At 70.6% G+C, this 16,064-nt stretch carries 15 protein-coding genes and 1 pseudogene; 8 read left to right on the top strand and 8 right to left on the bottom strand.

Annotated features, from left to right (window positions below):
- Positions 1–6 precede the first annotated feature (6 nt).
- Entirely contained in the window at positions 7–810 is an 804-nt protein-coding gene (locus CHB84_RS11435; protein WP_089301630.1) for a DUF5131 family protein, read from the top strand.
- Positions 811–1,328: 518 nt separating this feature from the next.
- On the opposite strand, the gene CHB84_RS11425 is transcribed toward CHB84_RS11435, so the two are convergent.
- From CHB84_RS11425 to CHB84_RS11415, 3 genes are all read right to left on the bottom strand, one after another.
- Positions 1,329–2,249: a M15 family metallopeptidase gene (locus CHB84_RS11425; protein WP_245818686.1), complete on the bottom strand. Its 921-nt coding sequence runs from the start codon at positions 2,247–2,249 to the stop codon at positions 1,329–1,331.
- A 46-nt stretch (positions 2,250–2,295) separates the two neighbouring features.
- The gene (locus CHB84_RS11420; protein ID WP_089301539.1) at positions 2,296–2,763 is read right to left on the bottom strand and encodes a pyridoxamine 5'-phosphate oxidase family protein; all 468 of its coding nucleotides are present in this window, start codon (positions 2,761–2,763) and stop codon (positions 2,296–2,298) included.
- A gap of 162 nt (positions 2,764–2,925) precedes the next feature.
- A complete protein-coding gene (locus tag CHB84_RS11415; RefSeq protein WP_089301538.1) occupies positions 2,926–4,008 on the bottom strand; it encodes a Glu/Leu/Phe/Val dehydrogenase dimerization domain-containing protein in 1,083 nt (360 codons plus the stop codon).
- A 217-nt stretch (positions 4,009–4,225) separates the two neighbouring features.
- Here CHB84_RS11415 and CHB84_RS11410 point away from each other — a divergent pair, with 217 nt between their 5' ends.
- Both CHB84_RS11410 and CHB84_RS11405 read left to right on the top strand, forming a co-directional pair.
- On the top strand, positions 4,226–4,663 hold the full coding sequence (locus tag CHB84_RS11410; RefSeq protein WP_089301537.1) for a TIGR03667 family PPOX class F420-dependent oxidoreductase: 438 nt from the start codon (positions 4,226–4,228) through the stop codon (positions 4,661–4,663).
- 80 nt (positions 4,664–4,743) lie between these two features.
- A complete protein-coding gene (locus CHB84_RS11405) occupies positions 4,744–6,282 on the top strand; it encodes a lysyl oxidase family protein (protein ID WP_089301536.1) in 1,539 nt (512 codons plus the stop codon).
- Positions 6,283–6,320: 38 nt separating this feature from the next.
- Here CHB84_RS11405 and CHB84_RS11400 read toward each other — a convergent pair whose 3' ends face one another.
- Positions 6,321–7,040: a TetR/AcrR family transcriptional regulator gene (locus CHB84_RS11400; RefSeq protein ID WP_089301535.1), complete on the bottom strand. Its 720-nt coding sequence runs from the start codon at positions 7,038–7,040 to the stop codon at positions 6,321–6,323.
- Between the two features lie 137 nt (positions 7,041–7,177).
- On the opposite strand from CHB84_RS11400, the gene CHB84_RS11395 reads away from it, so the two are divergent.
- The 3 genes from CHB84_RS11395 (at position 7,178) to CHB84_RS11385 (ending at position 11,697) form a co-directional block, all read left to right on the top strand.
- Positions 7,178–9,829 (top strand): MMPL family transporter, encoded by a 2,652-nt coding sequence (locus tag CHB84_RS11395; protein ID WP_089301534.1) that lies wholly within the window; start codon positions 7,178–7,180, stop codon positions 9,827–9,829.
- 60 nt (positions 9,830–9,889) lie between these two features.
- Positions 9,890–10,831: a F510_1955 family glycosylhydrolase gene (locus CHB84_RS11390; RefSeq protein WP_141134647.1), complete on the top strand. Its 942-nt coding sequence runs from the start codon at positions 9,890–9,892 to the stop codon at positions 10,829–10,831.
- A gap of 230 nt (positions 10,832–11,061) precedes the next feature.
- Positions 11,062–11,697 carry a class I SAM-dependent methyltransferase gene (locus CHB84_RS11385; protein ID WP_089301532.1) on the top strand — a complete coding sequence of 212 codons (636 nt, stop codon included), beginning with the start codon at positions 11,062–11,064 and terminating at the stop codon, positions 11,695–11,697.
- 21 nt (positions 11,698–11,718) lie between these two features.
- On the opposite strand, the gene CHB84_RS11380 is transcribed toward CHB84_RS11385, so the two are convergent.
- The 3 genes and pseudogenes from CHB84_RS11380 to CHB84_RS23515 form a co-directional block, all read right to left on the bottom strand.
- Positions 11,719–12,447 carry a YwaF family protein gene (locus CHB84_RS11380; protein WP_089301531.1) on the bottom strand — a complete coding sequence of 243 codons (729 nt, stop codon included), beginning with the start codon at positions 12,445–12,447 and terminating at the stop codon, positions 11,719–11,721.
- 76 nt (positions 12,448–12,523) lie between these two features.
- Complete coding sequence (locus tag CHB84_RS11375; RefSeq protein WP_245818685.1) at positions 12,524–13,312, bottom strand: NAD(P)/FAD-dependent oxidoreductase; 789 nt, start codon at positions 13,310–13,312, stop codon at positions 12,524–12,526.
- Between the two features lie 58 nt (positions 13,313–13,370).
- Positions 13,371–13,451: pseudogene (locus CHB84_RS23515) on the bottom strand (hypothetical protein); the annotation flags it as partial.
- A 78-nt stretch (positions 13,452–13,529) separates the two neighbouring features.
- On the opposite strand from CHB84_RS23515, the gene CHB84_RS11370 reads away from it, so the two are divergent.
- The gene (locus CHB84_RS11370) at positions 13,530–14,114 is read left to right on the top strand and encodes a helix-turn-helix domain-containing protein (protein WP_089301530.1); all 585 of its coding nucleotides are present in this window, start codon (positions 13,530–13,532) and stop codon (positions 14,112–14,114) included.
- A gap of 40 nt (positions 14,115–14,154) precedes the next feature.
- Here the strand turns inward: CHB84_RS11370 and CHB84_RS11365 are convergent, their stop codons facing one another.
- Positions 14,155–14,529 carry an ArsR/SmtB family transcription factor gene (locus CHB84_RS11365; RefSeq protein ID WP_089301529.1) on the bottom strand — a complete coding sequence of 125 codons (375 nt, stop codon included), beginning with the start codon at positions 14,527–14,529 and terminating at the stop codon, positions 14,155–14,157.
- A gap of 118 nt (positions 14,530–14,647) precedes the next feature.
- Between CHB84_RS11365 and merA the strand changes: the two genes are divergently transcribed.
- Positions 14,648–16,063 carry a mercury(II) reductase gene (gene merA, locus CHB84_RS11360; protein WP_089301528.1) on the top strand — a complete coding sequence of 472 codons (1,416 nt, stop codon included), beginning with the start codon at positions 14,648–14,650 and terminating at the stop codon, positions 16,061–16,063.
- The last annotated feature ends 1 nt before the right edge of the window (position 16,064 follow it).

Genomic DNA, 16,064 nt, shown 5'->3' with positions numbered 1-16,064 from the left:
GATCTCGTGCCCACTCGAGCCGAGAACGAGCGCACCCGCAACGGTCAGATCGAGTCGGCGACCTGGAACCCGACCACGGGATGTGACACCGTCAGCCCGGGCTGCGACCACTGCTACGCGCTCTCCTTCGCGGCGCGTCTCAAGGCGATGGGCAACGTCCGTTACCAGCGCGACGGCGATGCGCGCACCAGCGGTCCCGGCTTCGCGCTGACCCTGCACCCCGACAAGCTCGACACCCCGCTGCACTGGCGCAGACCGCGGCTGATCTTCGTCGGGTCGATGAGCGACATCTTCCATCCGCAGGTTCCGGACTCATTCGTGCGCGAGATCGTCCACACCATGCGTCGCGCCCACTGGCACGTCTTCTTCGTGCTCACCAAACGACCGGCCAGAATGACCGGGCTGCTACGACGGGTCCAGCCCGAACCCCTTGAAAACGTGTGGTGGGGAGTCACGGTGGAAAGCGACCAGTACGTGTGGCGCGCCCGCAGGTTACGCGAGGCACCCGCGGCCGTGCGATTCCTGTCGCTGCAACCGCTGCTGGGGCCGGTGCCCAGTCTCGACGTCACCGGGCTGGACTGGGTCTACGTCGGCGGCGAGTCGGGCAACCGGGCCCGCCCGATGCACGCGGACTGGGCGCGCGACGTGCGGGACCGTTGCCGAACGGCGGGTGTCCCGTTCCTGTTCAAGCAGTGGGGAGGAAGGACACGCAATGCGGGTGGGCGCGTCCTGGACGGGCACACGTGGGACGAGATGCCAGCGCTGCCCCGAGGTGTGACTACCGGTCTGCCCAGTGGGCCGGCCGGCTGAGACGTTCGGCGTAGCGTGCGCGGACCACGGGCATCTCGTCGAGGTAGCGCACCCGTGCATCGGCCTGCCACGCCACACGGGCGCGCGGATCGTCATCGAACAACACACGGCCATACTGCGCGATCCGCCCTGCCAACCATAACGGGGCCGAGCTGGCCCTGCCGCCGGACGAATTGGCTTCCCTCGTGTCCGGGCTCGTCATCGCACCCGTAAGTGATGGATCAGGAGTGTCGCACCCTGGGCCGGCTCCCGGTCCGGCTCCCGGGGACGACCAGCCGCCCAACTCGGCACCACGCTCAATCAGGAAATGGGGTTGTCGTAGCCGGTGGGGTTCATCGTCCTCTATGACGCCGGCGTCCTCTACCCACTACGTTGCGAGACCTACTTGCCCGGATCGCGCAAACTAGCCGGGTTCAGGGCAGCATTGCGCTGTCGAGGGGCACTCGATCACCCGCGCACAAAGCGGTGCTCGCACCCCGATGCGCGCCGAAGTCCCGCGTTCGACACGCCCCGGACAGTCAGTGACCGGTAGCCGAGAAGTGCATGTAGTCGCGTGGCTCGTGCCACGACCCACCCCACGTCCAGTCGACTTCGGCGAACGCGCGGGTCACGACGCCGTCGGGATGGATCATCCCCGGCCGCTCCCGGCTCCGGTCGAGGTACGCGCTCGCGCGTTCGGGCAACACGAGGTCATCGCGATGGTAGGGATTCTGGAACGGGTTGATGTCGACCGCGAGGCCGTACGCGTGGGCCGACCAGTCGGCCTGCTGCCGTGCCTGGCGGCACACGAACGCGGCCGTGTTGTTCCCGTCTCCGGTGGGCTCGGCGGGCAGCTCCGGCGACGTGACGATGCGCATCCGCTCGATGGGGAACTCCGCGCGGAACAGCTTCTCGAACACCCGGGTGATGTCCTGCGCTGCCCGGTGATGAACGATGAGTTCGCCGACATGCGCCCGGTCGTCGAATCCCCAGAAGCTCAGTCGCACGTAGCGAAGGTCGTCGAGGTCCATGGGACACCCGGGCCGCCAGGACTCGCCCATCCGCTCCCGAACCTCGGGGCCGATGCGATGCACGGACGACCGGAACCGGTCATCGGGCTGCGTGGCTAGCGACTCGGGTGTCGGCAGCCTGCGTTGCCGCAGCTCGGGCGGGGTCGGGAGTACCTCGCCGAACCCGTCGGAGCGCACCGGCAACGGCTTCTCACCGACCTGCCAGTCGGAGTAGCTGTTCGGCGGTTGCGTGTCCGCACCGGTTGACGGGGCAGGTCCGGCATCGCGTCGCGGTGGCGCCTGCGCACCGGCCGGAGCGCTCGACATGGCATCTCGCGCCTGCCCCGCCTCCTGCTGACCGGACAACGCGCTACCCGAGCATCCGGCCGCGAGCGCGACGCCTGCCACCAGCGTCACCGCGCGTACGCCCGCAGGCCGCAACCGAGTCACTCGACCAGTCTGCAGTACCGCGCCGCACCAGGGCGAACCACTCCACTCACTTCCGCTCGCGCCTGCGCCAGCCGGTTCCCGCGTGCCAGCTCTCGATCACCATGCGGTCGGCGGGGTCGCCGCCGATATAGATCAGGACCAGCTCGCGGATGTCGATCGCGAAGTGGCTGCCCTCGGACGGCTCGGCACCGGATGACTCGCCGTTCTCGACGAGCACCCCTGCGAGCTTGGCGTCCCCCGACCACTCGCCCGGGTTCTCCTCGTCCGGAGCGTCCACCGTGGGGCAGTGCAGCGCGATCCGTGGATCGCGCTGCACGTCCCGGAGCTTCACCGAGCCCGGCATCATGCCCAGGGTCAGCTCGCCGTCGACGAACGCCGCCTCGATCGCGCTGATGCGCGGCGACCCGTCCGGACGCACGGTGGCCAGGGTCTTGTGCGTACCCGAGTCGAACCGCTGCCGCACCCGCGACGCGAACTCGGGTACCTCCCTCTCGATCTCTGCCCATGTCGCCATACCCGGAAGCTCTACCAGCGGGCACCGACAGAGTCGGCAGGGGCGAGCCGAAGGGCCCCTTGGGTACACAATCTGTATCGAGGGGTTCCCTCGGCTCGCCCTCACGCGGGGTAGGGGGCAGCAGCCCGTCACCGCACCCGCGCGCCGGGTCAGCCGGCTGGGTCAGCCTGCCGGCTCGGCTGCGGAGCCCTTCCGGCTCGCGGCATCGCGCATGCGCTGCTCGGCGATGCGGTCGGCTGCTGAGGCAGGCGGGATCCCCTCGCTCGCGGCGTGTTCGAGTACCTGCTTGGTGGTGCCGAAGATCCGGTCGGCGCGAGCCCTGGCACGTTCGAAGCTGTATCCGTGCAGCTCGTCGGCGACGTTGATGACCCCACCGGCGTTGACGAGGTAATCCGGCGCGTAAAGGATGCCGCGGGCGGCCAGCTCGGCGTCCAGCCCGTCGTGGTCGAGCTGGTTGTTCGCCGCGCCACACACCACCGGCGCGCGCAGCACCGGCACGGTGACGTCGTTGAGCACCCCACCCAGCGCGCACGGCGCGAACACGTCGAGGTCCGCACCGATCAGGGCATCGGTGTCGGCGACGACGTCGACCTCGGGGTGCGCCGTGCGGACCTTGTCGATCGCCTCCTGCCGCACATCCGTCACCACCACCGAACCGCCGCTGTCCAGGACGTGTTCCAGCAGCAGGTGGCCGACCTTGCCGACACCGGCGATCCCGACCCGCTTACCGGCCAACGAGGCACTGCCCCAGCGGTGCTCGGCACAGGCAAGCATGCCACGGAACACGCCGTACGCGGTCAACACCGACGGGTCACCCCCACCGCCGAGCGCGGGCGACTTGCTGGTCACGTGCCGGGTGACACCGGCGATGATGTCCATGTCCGGCACGGCGGTGCCCATGTCGCACGCGGTGATGTAGCGACCACCGAGCGAGTCGACGAAGTGCCCGTACGCGCGCAGCAGCGCATCGGACTTGTCGGTGCTCGGGTCGCCGATGATCACGGCCTTCCCGCCGCCGTGCGGGATGCCGGCGAGCGCGTTCTTGTAAGCCATCCCCTTGGACAGGTTGAGCACGTCGGTGATCGCCGCGTCCTCGGTGCCGTAGGGGTAGAAGCGCGTGCCGCCGAGGCCGGGGCCCAGCGCCGTCGAGTAGAGCCCGACGATCGCCTCGAGCCCGCTGTCCGGGTCGTGGCAGAACACGACCTGCTCGTGGCCCGTTCCTCGTTCGAATACTCCCAGGGTCATGGTGGTGACTCCTTTGTCCGCCCGGCGTTTCGCTTGTGGCGCCCTGCCGGGATCCAGTTGAGTTGTGTCCCCCATCATCCCGCGCCGGACCTCTTGCACGCTCGGGTGTATGCCATCGCGTGATCCGCACCGGCCGCATGCGCCTCTCCCGCAGGCGGTGAGCGGCCCGGCCGTTGCGCTGTGCGCGCCACGTTCCGGCAGCGCTAGCCTGGCGTTCATGACGTCCGCCGCGCTTCCCGACCCGCAGACAGCCTTCGGCCGCCGCGTCCGCGAGCGGCTCCGCGACGACGCCCTGATCTGGCTGAGCACCGTCGGACAGGACGGCACGCCGCAGCCGAACCCCGTGTGGTTCCTGTGGGAGGACGGCAGCGTGCTGGTGTACAACCTCCCGAGCGCGCACCGCCTGACCCACATCCGGCACCGTCCGCGGGTGTCCCTGCATTTCAACAGCGGCGCGAGCGGCGGCGACATCGTGGTGCTACGGGGCACGGCCACCCCGGTGGACGACGCGCCCCCGCCGCACGAGCACCCGGCGTACCTGGAGAAGTACCGCGTAGGCATGGTCCACGTCAGCGGGAGCCCGGAGGCCTTCGGCGCGCAGTTCCCCGCCGCGCTGCGCATAGACGTCACGCGCGTGCGCGGTTTCATGGAGTAGCGGCGCGACGCGTCCCACGGGGGTGGCATGACTCGCCACGGGGGTGGCATGACTTGCCGGCACCGGGCATCCTGTCGTGCATGACGGAGCCCGCGACGTCCACCAGCCGGGTCGCTCGTGCCCGGTCGAGCCGGCCCCGCCGGACCCTGGCTCGCACCTGCCCGGCCATCATGCTCGCGGCGGGAATGCTCGCGGCCGGCCTCGGGCCGACGGCGGGCGCCGATCCCGCAGACCGCACGGACGAGCTTCCCGACCTGGTGGCCGACCCGGTCGGCAGGGCGATCACCACGACCTACACCGACTCCTCGGGGACCCGCGCACTGCTACGCTTCGACGGCTACGTGCACAACCAGGGCAGCGGCCCGCTCGAGCTGTACGGCACGGCTCGTTCCTCCGGCGAGATGACCGAGGTGTACCAGCGGCTCTACGACTCGGACGGTGGTTCCGAGGCCCGCACGACCAGTCCTGCGCCTCGCATCCTGTTCGAGAACGCCGACGGCCACGGCCACTGGCACCTGCACGATGCCGCCGCGTACTCACTGTGGAACGAGAACCGGACGAAGGAGGTGGCGCCGGCCCAGAAGGTCGGCTTCTGCCTCGTCGACTCCGAGCACGTCGACCCGTGGGGGCCGGACGAGGCCGCGTACACGGTCGACGGGCTGAACTTCTGCGAGCAACACAACCCCGAGGCGGATGAGCTCGACATGGGTGTCTCGCCGGGGTGGCGCGACATCTACCACCGGGATCTGGCGTTCCAGTGGGTGGATATCTCCGATGTCACCCCCGGCCGGTACGCGCTGCGTTCCGAGGTCGACCCCGAGGGCGTGGTGATCGAGGAAGACGAGACCAACCCGCCTGCGTTCGCCGACACGGTGGTACCCGGGTACGTGGCCCAGCCGTTCGCCGTCGAGGTCCCGTGGTCGCAACCGACCAGGCTGGAGCTTCCGGTGGAGTCGTTCGGTGACGTCGACGAGCCACGGTTCCGCATCGAGGAGGCACCCGAGAACGGGGTGCTGGACAAATCGGAAGGCGAGTGGTTCACCGGGTCCTCGGTCACCTACATCCCGCAACCCGGGCACTCCGGCCCGGACAGCTTCCGGTTCTCCGCGCGGGAGCGGGGCAACGAGTTCCCCAGGAGCCCGCGGGAGGCCACCGCATCGCTCGACGTCGGCGAGGCGCCACTTCCGGTGACCCTCGGTGGCGACGCGGAACAGCGGGCCGACGTCACGTCAGGCGCGGTGCAGACGCCCAGGGGCCCTGGTGAGGCGCACGGCGTGCCGACCGGCTCCGATGGCGACAGCGAGCGGCGCCGCGCGCCGGACGTGTCGGAACCGCTGCCGGACCCCGGCGGCTCGCCGCTCGCCCGGCCGCAGGTGGAGCTGCGTCACGGCGAGCTGCTCGCCCGCACCGTCCCCTGGCACTCGGGAACGGTCGATCTGGCGGTCATCGGCGACGGCCGGTCCCTCGGCTCGTGTCAGGCGGAGGTCCCCGCGGGCAGGCCGTACACCTGCCTGCTCGCCTCCGGCGTCACCGGGGACGAGCTCCGGGATGCGCGGGCGGTAGCGACGTTGCGTTCCGGTGACCACCTGCTGGACACGCACGACATCCCGATGCGCTGAGCACTCACTAGCTGGGCACTCGCTCGCAGGGCACTCGCTCACTGGTAGGTGGACGCATCGCCTGCCGCTTCGAACACTGTCCCGGTCAGGGTCGTCATCAGCGAGGCAGCGGCGTCCTCGGCTGACTGGTCGGTGATCCGCGCGTCCAGGTTGCCGTCCAGCCACAGGGTGGCGATGCCGTGCACAAGCGACCAGGCGCCCGTCGCCGCGCACAGCAACGCGTCCTCGTCGGTGTCCTTCTCGGCGTCCTTCTCGGCGTCCTTCTCGGCATCCTGCTTGCCCTCGCGGCCCCCTTCGCCGTCCTCACCGGCCGCGCAGCCTGCTTCGCGGCCCTCCCGGACCTCGCGGACCGTATCGAGCAACACCGCGAACGCTCCCTCGCGCGCCTCCCGGTAGGTCGGGTCGTCGCGCCGGGTGTAGTCGGCGCGGAACATCACGGCGAAGTGCTCCGGCTCGTCGAGCGCGAAGCGGACGTAGGCCGTACCGATCACCAGTAGCGCGGGCTCGGAGTCCGCAGCGTCCCGTGCGGCGAGGAGACGCGCCCGCAGCATCTCGCACCCCTCGGTGGCGAACGCTGTCAGCAGCCCCACCTTGTCGCCGAAGTGGTGCGCGGGCGCGGCATGGCTGACGCCTGCGCGGCGCGCAGCCGCTCGCAGGGTGACCGCGTTGATTCCCTGCTCGCGCACGATCTCGCGTACCGCCGACAGCATCGCTGCCGGAAGATCGCCGTGGTGGTAGCGACCCTGCTCCGCGCTCATCCGCACCTCCTTGTCGAACCGTTGCCCTCCTCGCGGGCTCCTGTGCATGTACCCGGCAAGTATAGACGACATCTTGACAGTGGAAAGTTCTCCTGGAAATCTATCCACTGTCAAGATACTGCGAGGACGAGGGAACCATGTCCGAACCGAGCCCGACGAACCATCCCCGGCCCGTGCCGTACGCCCGACGTCTCGGCGAGTGGGCCGCGCGGCACGCCCGCGCGGTCGTGACCACGGCCCTGCTGCTCACCGCGGCCCTTGCGATACCGCTGCTGGCGATGGCACCCACCCAGTTCGCCTCCACCGAACCCGAGGGGCCCGCCTTCGACGCGCGCGACACCATCGACCAACGGTTCGGAGGTGATGTCGAGCGCTGGTTCTTCATCGCCGAGGCCGCCGAGGGCGACGTCCTCGAGCGCGACGCCCTGCTGGCTGTACACGAGCGCGCCGAGGCGCTGCGCGAGGATCCGGAGCTCGGCCCCATCCTCACCACCCGGACGGACCCGATCACCGGCGCGGAGACCCTCGGGATCGCCTCGTTCGCCGACACGGTGGACGTCGCGTTGCGCCGGGACGGGCACGGTGGGCTCGACCAGGCGAGCGAGGCGGCGGTGCGCGCCACCGTGGACGAGCTGATCGACTCGCACGGGGCCGAGACCGCGAACCTGTCACAACTGGCAGGCCGGGACGAGGACACCGGAACGTGGCGCGCACCCGCCATGACCCTGTCCGTGCTCGCCGAGCCCGCGGAGCGCGACGGCGACTCGGCAGGAGCAGGCTTCGGCAGCGACATCGCCGTCGAGGAACTGGGGCGCGAGATCCTCGCCGTGCTCGACGCCACCGGTGAGCTGGACGTGCACGGCATCGCCCTCGACCAGAACCTCACAGCCGAGGAGCAGGGGCAGGCGGCGGGCCCCTACATCGGCTTCACCGTGCTGGCGATCGTGCTGCTCGCGGGGGCGGCGTTCCGCAGCTACTGGATCCTGGCGATCGTCGGCGGCGCGCTCGCCGCGCTCCTGGTGTGGCTCCAGGGCCTTGCCAACCTGGTCGGGCTCGCCGAGGACCAGATCCTCGCCACCGTCGTACCGATCGCGATGATCGCGTTCGGCGTCGACTACGCCTTCCACTCCCTCGGCCGCTACCGCGAGGAGCGGGCCGCGCATCGCGAACCCCGCACCGCGTTCGGTCGCGGGCTCGGCGCGGTGACCCCGGCCCTGCTGCTCACGCTGGGTACCGGGGCACTGGCGTTCCTCGCGACCACGGCCGGCCCCATCGAGTCGATCACGCAGTTCGGCATCGCCGCGGCGATGGCACTCACCTCGGCCTTCCTCGTGCTCGGCGTCGTCGTTCCCGCCGCACTGGCCCTCACCGAGGAGCGCGTCACCACGACCACACGCCGCTTCGGCCGTACGCTCGCCGTGCTCGGCGGCCTCGCTGCCGCCGGGACGGTCATGGCCACAGTGCTGTTGCTGGTCTTCCTGTCCCCGCCCGCGGGCCTGGCCCTGCTGGCCGGGTACCTGCTGGCGTTCGTGCTGGTCCCGGCCTGGCTCGCGGGGCGCAGAGCTCGCGGCGCCGCCGAACCGGCGAGGGCATCCCGCCCCGGCTCGACGGGCGCCCCGTTCACGCTCCTGGCGCGCGGCGTCGTCGCCGTCGCAGCACGCCGGGCCGTCGCCGTCGCAGCACGCCGGGCCATCGTGCTGCCGCTCGCCGGGTTGCTGACCGCTGGATCCGCGGTTTTCGCCGTGCAGGTCCCGGTCAGCTTCGACGTGGAGGACTTCTTCGCCGAGGACACCGGCTTCGTCACCGGACTCGACAAGCTCGACGAGCACGTCGGCGACCAGGGCGGTGAACCCGCCGTCGTGCTGGTCACGGCCGACTTCGACGACCCGGCCGCGCTGGCTGCGGTGCACGGGTTCACCGAACGGCTCGCCGCCGTGGACACGGAGCTGCTCGCGCACGACCGCGACGGGCGGGTCGCGGTCGACCGGCAGGCACTCGACGAGCTCAGCGGCGCGAGCCTGCTCAGCCCCGCCGAGCGGTCCCAGGTCATCGCCGAGCCGGGCGAGTCGGACCGCACCGCCATCCAGCTCAGCGTCGGCCTGGTCGGCAGCCGCGCGCAGGAGAACGTGGCGGCCGCGCGCGAGCTGCTCGACCCGCTCGTCGCCGACCTGGACGCCGAGCTGTCCGAGCTCGACGGCGGCGCCTCGGCGGTGCTGACCGGCGACCCGATCGTGCGGCAGGCCGGCCTCGACGCCGTCACCCGCTCCCTGCAGGTCTCCCTGCCCATCGCGGTCGTGCTCTGCCTGGTATGTGTGTGGGTTGCGCTGCGCTCGGCGCGCTACGCCCTGGTCACCGTCACTCCGATCGTGCTCGTCGTGATCTGGCTGTACGGTTTCATGAGCCTCGCCGGGTTCGACGTCAACCTGGTGACGGCCACGATCGGGGCGATCTCCATCGGCATCGGCATCGACTTCGCCACGCACATGACCATGCGTTACCGGGAGGAGCTTCGCTCCGCGCCGGACCGTTCGAGCGCGCTGCACGCGGCCACGCGCGGCACCGGTGCCGCGCTGACCGGTTCCGCGGCGACGAGCGCGGCCGGCTTCGTCATCCTGTCCTTCGCCCCCATGCCGATGTTCGCCGGGTTCGGGCTCCTCACCGCGGTGATGATCGTGCTGGCGCTGGCGTCCTGCCTGCTGGTGCTACCCGGGCTGCTGTGGTACGTCAGCCGCGACCCCTACACCGCCCGGACGCCGCGCGCAGCTGTCGCGGCAGGACAGCCCGCATGACACCGGGCGCGGCCGGCTGCCCGCCGGGAACCGAGTACTGTCTCACCTACCCAGCCTCCGGTGAGCCCGAGTGAGGAACGAGACGTGATCGAGCGGTTCGAGCGGCAACGCGCCCGTGCACCCCGGTGGCAATGGCTCGGCCAGGCAGCTGCCGCCGTGCTGCTGGTCGGCGCGTGCCAGGGCGATGCCGATGGCGCCGGGGAGCACACGGGACACGACGGAGACGGCGGGCACGGCACCGACTCCGGTGGCGCCGAGATGGCGCACATCCACGGCCTCGGGATCAACCCTGCCGACGACGAGCTGTACGTGGCCACGCACTTCGGGGTCTTCCACCTGCCCGAAGGAGAACAGCCGGTCCGGGTCGCCGGGCACACCCAGGACGTCATGGGGTTCACCATCGTCGGGCCGGACCACTTCCTTGCCAGCGGCCATCCCGGTGCCGACGACCCGGACCAGCAGCCCCACCTCGGGCTGATCGAGAGCACCGACGCTGCCGTGTCGTGGGAACCGGTCTCGCTGCACGGCGATGCCGACTTCCACGCCCTCGAGGCAGCGCACGGCCAGGTCTACGGCTTCGACGGCGTAACCGGCCGGTTCATGGTCAGCGCCGACCAGCGGGAGTGGGAGCCACGATCGGACGTCCCGATGGCCGATATCGCCGTCTCACCCGAGGACCCCGATCTCCTCGTGGCCACCACCGAGCAGGGGCCGGTACGCAGCGACGACGGCGGCAACGAGCTCACCCCGGTCAGCGGCGCTCCGCCGCTGTTGTTCCTCGACTGGCGCGACAGCGGGAGCCTCGTCGGTGTCGGCACGGAGGGAACGGTGCACACCAGCACCGACGGCGGTGACACCTGGACCGAAGGCGACACCGTGGACGGTGACGCGGCCGCGCTGACCGCGCACGGTGACAACGAGGTGTATGTCGCCACCGACACCGCCATCTACCACTCCACCGACGGCGGCGAGTCGTTCGGCGTCTTCCACGAACTCGGCTGACAGCCAGGCGTGACGTTCCGTCGCGGTGGAACCGGTGCGGCGCGCACCGGTTATGACCCTCTCCGGGCACTCTCCGGGAATCTCCCTGATGCTCCTGCCCGTGCTGGCGTGTTTACTGGAGCGAGGGGCACGGAAGCAGAGCGAGCCGAAGGACCCCCTCGGTACATATGTGGTACCCAAGGGGACCTTCGGCTCGTCCCGCTCAACCGCTGATAGGAGACACTGGACGCATGACGACGGAACACGACCGACACCAGCGGTGGCACCGCTACTGGGACAAGCACGCCCGGACCTATGACCGGGAGATGCGGCTCATGGATCGGATCTTCTTCGCGGGATCGCGGCAGTGGGCTTGCGAGCAGGCCACAGGGGACACGCTCGAGGTCGCCATCGGAACCGGGTTGAACCTGGAGTCCTATCCCGACGAAGTCACCCTGACCGGGGTCGATCTCAGCGCGGAGATGCTCGAGGTCGCCCGCAAACGGGCGGAGCAGCTCGGCCGCTCGGTCGAGCTGCGGCAGGCCAACGCGCACGAGCTTCCCTTCGCCGACGCCTCGTTCGACACCGTGGTGTGCACGCTGGGCCTGTGCACGATTCCCGAGGAGAGAACCGCCATCGACGAGATGCGCCGGGTGATGCGACCCGGAGGGCGGTTGGTGCTGCTGGATCACGTCGAAGCCGCCTCCGGGCCGGCGCGCCTCATCCAGCGCGGCCTCGAGCTGGTCACCGTCCCGCTCGGCGGCGAGCACTTCCTGCGCAGGCCGTTCAACACGGTCCGCGAGGCCGGGTTCGAGATCGAGCACCGGGAGCGGTTCAAGCACGGCCTCGTCGAACGCCTCACCGCACGCCGCCCGGTGGAAGCCTGACACCGCGCGCCGCCGGCCGCGTCACGCCGGCGGGCGTGCGCGCTCGTCGCGGCGCTGGTCGAGACGCACCCACGGCCAGGTCATCAGCGCCCACGCCGTCAGCACCAGCGCGGCCACGGGCACCAGGTACCACGGCCACGGGCCGAGCACATCCAATAGGGAAGCCGTGCCGGGCTTGCTGTTGAGGTAACCGTAGTTGCTGCCCACGATGCTGTTGACGGTGAATGCCGTGGCGGCCCAACCGACCGTGACGGCGACGACGATGCCGTAACTACGCCAGTCGGGGTGTATCCGCAGTCCCCAGGTCAGGTAGATCGCCACCCAGATGACGAACAGGTGCATCCCCCAGAACTCGAAGAACGCGGCCGCCGGGAAGTCGGCGTGCAGCGCCGGGGTGAACAACGCCTGCGTGCTCAGCACCAACCCCCAGTAGTAGGTCAGCACGCATGCCCAGCGCCGGCGGGACAGCAGCGCGTACGCGGCGAGCACACCCGCCAGATCGGACAGCTGCAACGGCAGCGAACCCTCGACGTTCCACCGGGCAGGCAGCATCTCGGACAGGATCAGCCCGAGTTTGACCACCAGGAGCGTCACGCCGACCACGCAGGCGACGTTGCGGGCCGTGACCGAGTCACCGTGCCTGCGCCCTGCCCGGACCAGCGATGCCGCCCCCACCGCGAAGAGCAGCAGGATGATCCCGTGCGACAGCCCGTACGCGGAGAATTCCCGCGCAGGCGCGAGCAGCACCATACGCACGAGGCTACCCAGCTACCCACCCCGCCGACCACGGACGGGCAACGATCGTGGCATGCCGCGGCGGCACCGCCTACCCGAGCCGGGCGGCGATGTCCTCCTCGACCAGTTCGGCGTTGAGTGCCATGGCCACCTTCGCGCCGCCTGCCGCCGCCACGATCACCGACGCGAAGCGGTCGGTGGCGTTCCCGGCCGCCCACACCCCTGTGACGCTGGTGCGCCCGGCGTCATCGGTCACGACCCGGTCGCCGAGCGCGTCCCGCTCGACGTCGACTCCCAGTGAGGCGACCACCTCGTGGTTGGCGACCATCCGCGTCGCGACGAACGCCGCCGAGCACGGAACCACGCTACCGTCGGCCAGCGCCATCCCCGTGAGCCTGTCGCCTGCCACCACGACGTGGTCGATCGAACCTGCGACCACCCGGATGCCCCGCGCGTCGAGCCGCCGCGTGTCCCCGGCATCGATCTCGCCCGTACCGTGGCGGATCAGGGTCACGTCGTCACTCCACTGGCGCAGCATCAACGCTTGATGCACCGACATCGGCCCGGTGCCCACGACGGCGAGCCGCTGCTCGCGCACCTCCCAGCCATGGCAGTACGGGCAGGTCACCACATCACGTCCCCAGCGCTGGGCCAGCCCGGCGATCTCGGGCAGCTCGTCGGTGAGTCCGCTGGCCAGCAGGACGCTCCGCGCGCGCAGGACCCGGCCGTCGAGCAGCCGGAGCGCGAAACCCTCCGCCGCCCGCGCCACCTCGCGTGCGTTCCCCTGCACGATCTCGGCCCCGTAGCCGGTCACCTCGGCACGCCCCATCGCGCGTAGGTCGCCAGGGGACGTGCCGTCCCGGGTGACGAACCCGTGCATGTGGGCGGCGGCGGCGGCTGCGGGGCGCGTCGGAGTCCACCACCAGAACCTGCCTGCGGGCCCGCGCCAGCACCAGAGCGGCGTTCAGCCCGGCCGCGCCACCACCAATGATCACGACATCGTTGTGCCGTTCGGTCATGTGGACCACCTCCGCGACCAACGCTGCTGCACGGGTCGCGGCCTTGACAAATTAAGTTGCCAAGACTGCAATGAATGGATGAACCAGGATACGGGGCTGGATGCCCTGCTGACCGAGGTCGGCCCGCGGCTGAAACGGCTACGCCAGCAGCGCCGGTCCACGCTGGCCGGGCTGGCCAGGGCCACCGGCATCTCGGTCAGCACGCTCTCGCGCCTGGAGAGCGGCCGCCGTAAACCCAGCCTCGAGCTGCTCCTGCCCATCGCGCAGGCACACCAGGTCCCTCTCGACGAGCTGGTCGGTGCCCCGCCCGTCGGTGATCCCCGCGTCCGGCTCGAACCGAGACGCGTCGGAGAGCTCACCGTCGTCCCGCTGTCCCGGCAGCCGGGGAACCTGCACGCGTTCAAGACGGTCATTCCCGCCACCAGGACCACGCCGGACCCGCAACCGCACGAGGGGTACGAGTGGTTCTACGTCCTCAGTGGACGGCTACGCCTCGTCCTCGCCGACCAGGACGTGATCGTACAGCCGGGCGAGGCCGCCGAGTTCGACACTCGCCTGCCCCACTGGTTCGGCAGCACGGGGGACGGTCCGGTCGAGATGCTCAGCATCTTCGGTCGCCAGGGCGGGCGGATGCACCTGCGCACCCGCCCGCGCGACTCCTAGCGTCACCGGCCCGGCCCGTACCGGCGGACACGGTACCGCCTCAGGCGCTGTCGCCGGCCGCATCGATGCGTTCGCAGCCGGACAGCGCAGCACAGTTGTCCGTGGCCAGCGCCCGGGCCAGCGTCACGAGCTCGGCCACGCGGGGGTCGGTGACGCAGTAGTAGTTCCAGCGTCCGTGGCGGCGAGCCCGTACGTAGCCGCAGTCGGCAAGGCAGGCCAGGTGGGTGGATACCCGCCCCTGGGAGAGCCCGACATGGGCGACGCAGTCACTGACCGAGTGCTCACCGTCGAGCAGGAACTCCAGCAGCCGCAGGCGCGTGGGGTCGCCGAGGGCACGGAAGAACTTCGCGAGCACGCCCACCTGGTCCCCGCTGTCCGGCAGCAGCGTGGCCGCCTGCTCCGTGGCGCTGCCCATCGGGCTACCTCCAAGCGAGCGGAACATATTTGCGTACGCGGATACTATCATGCCAGTATATTCGCATTAGCGGATACGATCGCGGAGAGAGCGCGGACGGACGGAATCGAGGCCCCTCATGGAGTTCGACCTGGCGATCATCGGTTCGGGGGGCGCTGCGTTCGCCGCGGCGATCGCCGCCCGCAGGCAGGAACTGTCGGTGGTGATGGTCGAACGCGGCACGACCGGCGGGACGTGTGTGAACACCGGCTGCGTGCCGTCGAAGGCGCTGCTCGCCGCGGCCGAGGCCCGGCACGGGGCCCGGGCCGCAACCAGGTTTCCGGGGATCACGGCAAGCGCGGGCGAGGTCGCTGCCGGTGAGCTGAACGCGGGTAAGGCGGACCTGGTTGCCGGGATGCAGGCCGAGAAGTACACCGGACTGGCCACCGAGTACGGCTGGCAGATCCTGCCAGGTACCGCTCGCTTCGTGCCGGGCCCAGCGCTGCGCGTGGAGCTGCACGAGGGAGGCACGCGCACCGTGGAGGCCACGCACTATCTCATCGCGACAGGGTCGACCCCGTCGGTGCCACCGGTCGACGGGATCGCCGAGGTGGGATACCTGACCTCGACCACAGCGATGGAGCTGTCCGAGCTGCCGGAGTCGGTGCTGGTGGTCGGCGGCAACTACGTCGGGCTCGAGCAGGCGCAGCTGCTCGCCCGGCTGGGTGTGCGGGTCGAGGTGGTGGAGATGCGCGACCGGCTGGCACCGGCCGAGGAACCCGAGATCTCCGAGGCCGTTGCCGGTGTCTTCCGCGACGAGAAGATCGGGGTGCGTGCAGGCACGACCCTGGCAGGCGTGCGCCGCGAGGGCGAGGGGATCGTCGCGGAGCTGCACGTGCCCGGCGGGGGTTCGCACGAGCTGCGCGTGCAGGAGCTGCTGGTGGCCACCGGCCGCACTCCCGTGACCGACGGGCTCGACCTGGATTCCGTCGGCGTGCGGCTCGGCGAGGGCGGCGAGGTCGCCGTCGACTCGGAGTTGCGCACCGGCAACCCCCGGATCTGGGCAGCAGGCGACGTCACGGGGCACCCGCAGTTCGTCTACGTCGCAGGCGCGCACGGCACGCTGGTGGTCGACAACGCCTTTCACGGAGCCGCGCGCGAGCTGGACTATCACCACCTCCCCCGGGTGACCTTCACCGAGCCCGCCGTCGCGGCCGCAGGGCTCACCGAGGCCGAGGCCCAGCGGGACGGGTACCGGTGCGACACCCGCGTGCTGCCCATGGAGCACGTGCCCCGCGCACAGGTCAACCGCGACACCCGAGGGCTGGTCAAGCTCGTCGCCGAGCACGGTACGGGGCGCCTGCTCGGCGCGCACATGCTCGCCGAGGGCGCGGGGGACGTCATCGCCACCGCTGTCCATGCGCTGCACAGCAGCATGAGCGTCTACCAGCTCGGCGAGCTGTGGTGCCCGTACCTGACCATGGCCGAGGCTCTCAAGCTCGCCGCCCAGACCTACACCCGCGACATCACCAAGCTCTCCTGCTGCGCCGCGTAAC

The organism is Haloechinothrix alba, assembly GCF_900188115.1.
Taxonomy (GTDB): domain Bacteria; phylum Actinomycetota; class Actinomycetes; order Mycobacteriales; family Pseudonocardiaceae; genus Haloechinothrix; species Haloechinothrix alba.
This window is presented reverse-complemented; position numbering and strand designations above follow the sequence as displayed.

Bases quoted from the DNA above. Each gene is read 5' to 3' on its own strand.
- CHB84_RS11400 (WP_089301535.1), bottom strand. From the start codon at position 7,040: ATGAGCGCGGAGCAGGGTCGCTACCACCACGGCGATCTTCCGGCAGCG.
- CHB84_RS11415 (WP_089301538.1), bottom strand. From the start codon at position 4,008: ATGACCCTGGGAGTATTCGAACGAGGAACGGGCCACGAGCAGGTCGTG.
- CHB84_RS11365 (WP_089301529.1), bottom strand. From the start codon at position 14,529: ATGGGCAGCGCCACGGAGCAGGCGGCCACGCTGCTGCCGGACAGCGGG.
- CHB84_RS11410 (WP_089301537.1), top strand. From the start codon at position 4,226: ATGACGTCCGCCGCGCTTCCCGACCCGCAGACAGCCTTCGGCCGCCGC.
- CHB84_RS11380 (WP_089301531.1), bottom strand. From the start codon at position 12,447: ATGGTGCTGCTCGCGCCTGCGCGGGAATTCTCCGCGTACGGGCTGTCG.
- merA (WP_089301528.1), top strand. From the start codon at position 14,648: ATGGAGTTCGACCTGGCGATCATCGGTTCGGGGGGCGCTGCGTTCGCC.
- CHB84_RS11395 (WP_089301534.1), top strand. From the start codon at position 7,178: ATGTCCGAACCGAGCCCGACGAACCATCCCCGGCCCGTGCCGTACGCC.
- CHB84_RS11370 (WP_089301530.1), top strand. From the start codon at position 13,530: ATGAACCAGGATACGGGGCTGGATGCCCTGCTGACCGAGGTCGGCCCG.
- CHB84_RS11375 (WP_245818685.1), bottom strand. From the start codon at position 13,312: ATGCACGGGTTCGTCACCCGGGACGGCACGTCCCCTGGCGACCTACGC.
- CHB84_RS11385 (WP_089301532.1), top strand. From the start codon at position 11,062: ATGACGACGGAACACGACCGACACCAGCGGTGGCACCGCTACTGGGAC.
- CHB84_RS11405 (WP_089301536.1), top strand. From the start codon at position 4,744: ATGACGGAGCCCGCGACGTCCACCAGCCGGGTCGCTCGTGCCCGGTCG.
- CHB84_RS11420 (WP_089301539.1), bottom strand. From the start codon at position 2,763: ATGGCGACATGGGCAGAGATCGAGAGGGAGGTACCCGAGTTCGCGTCG.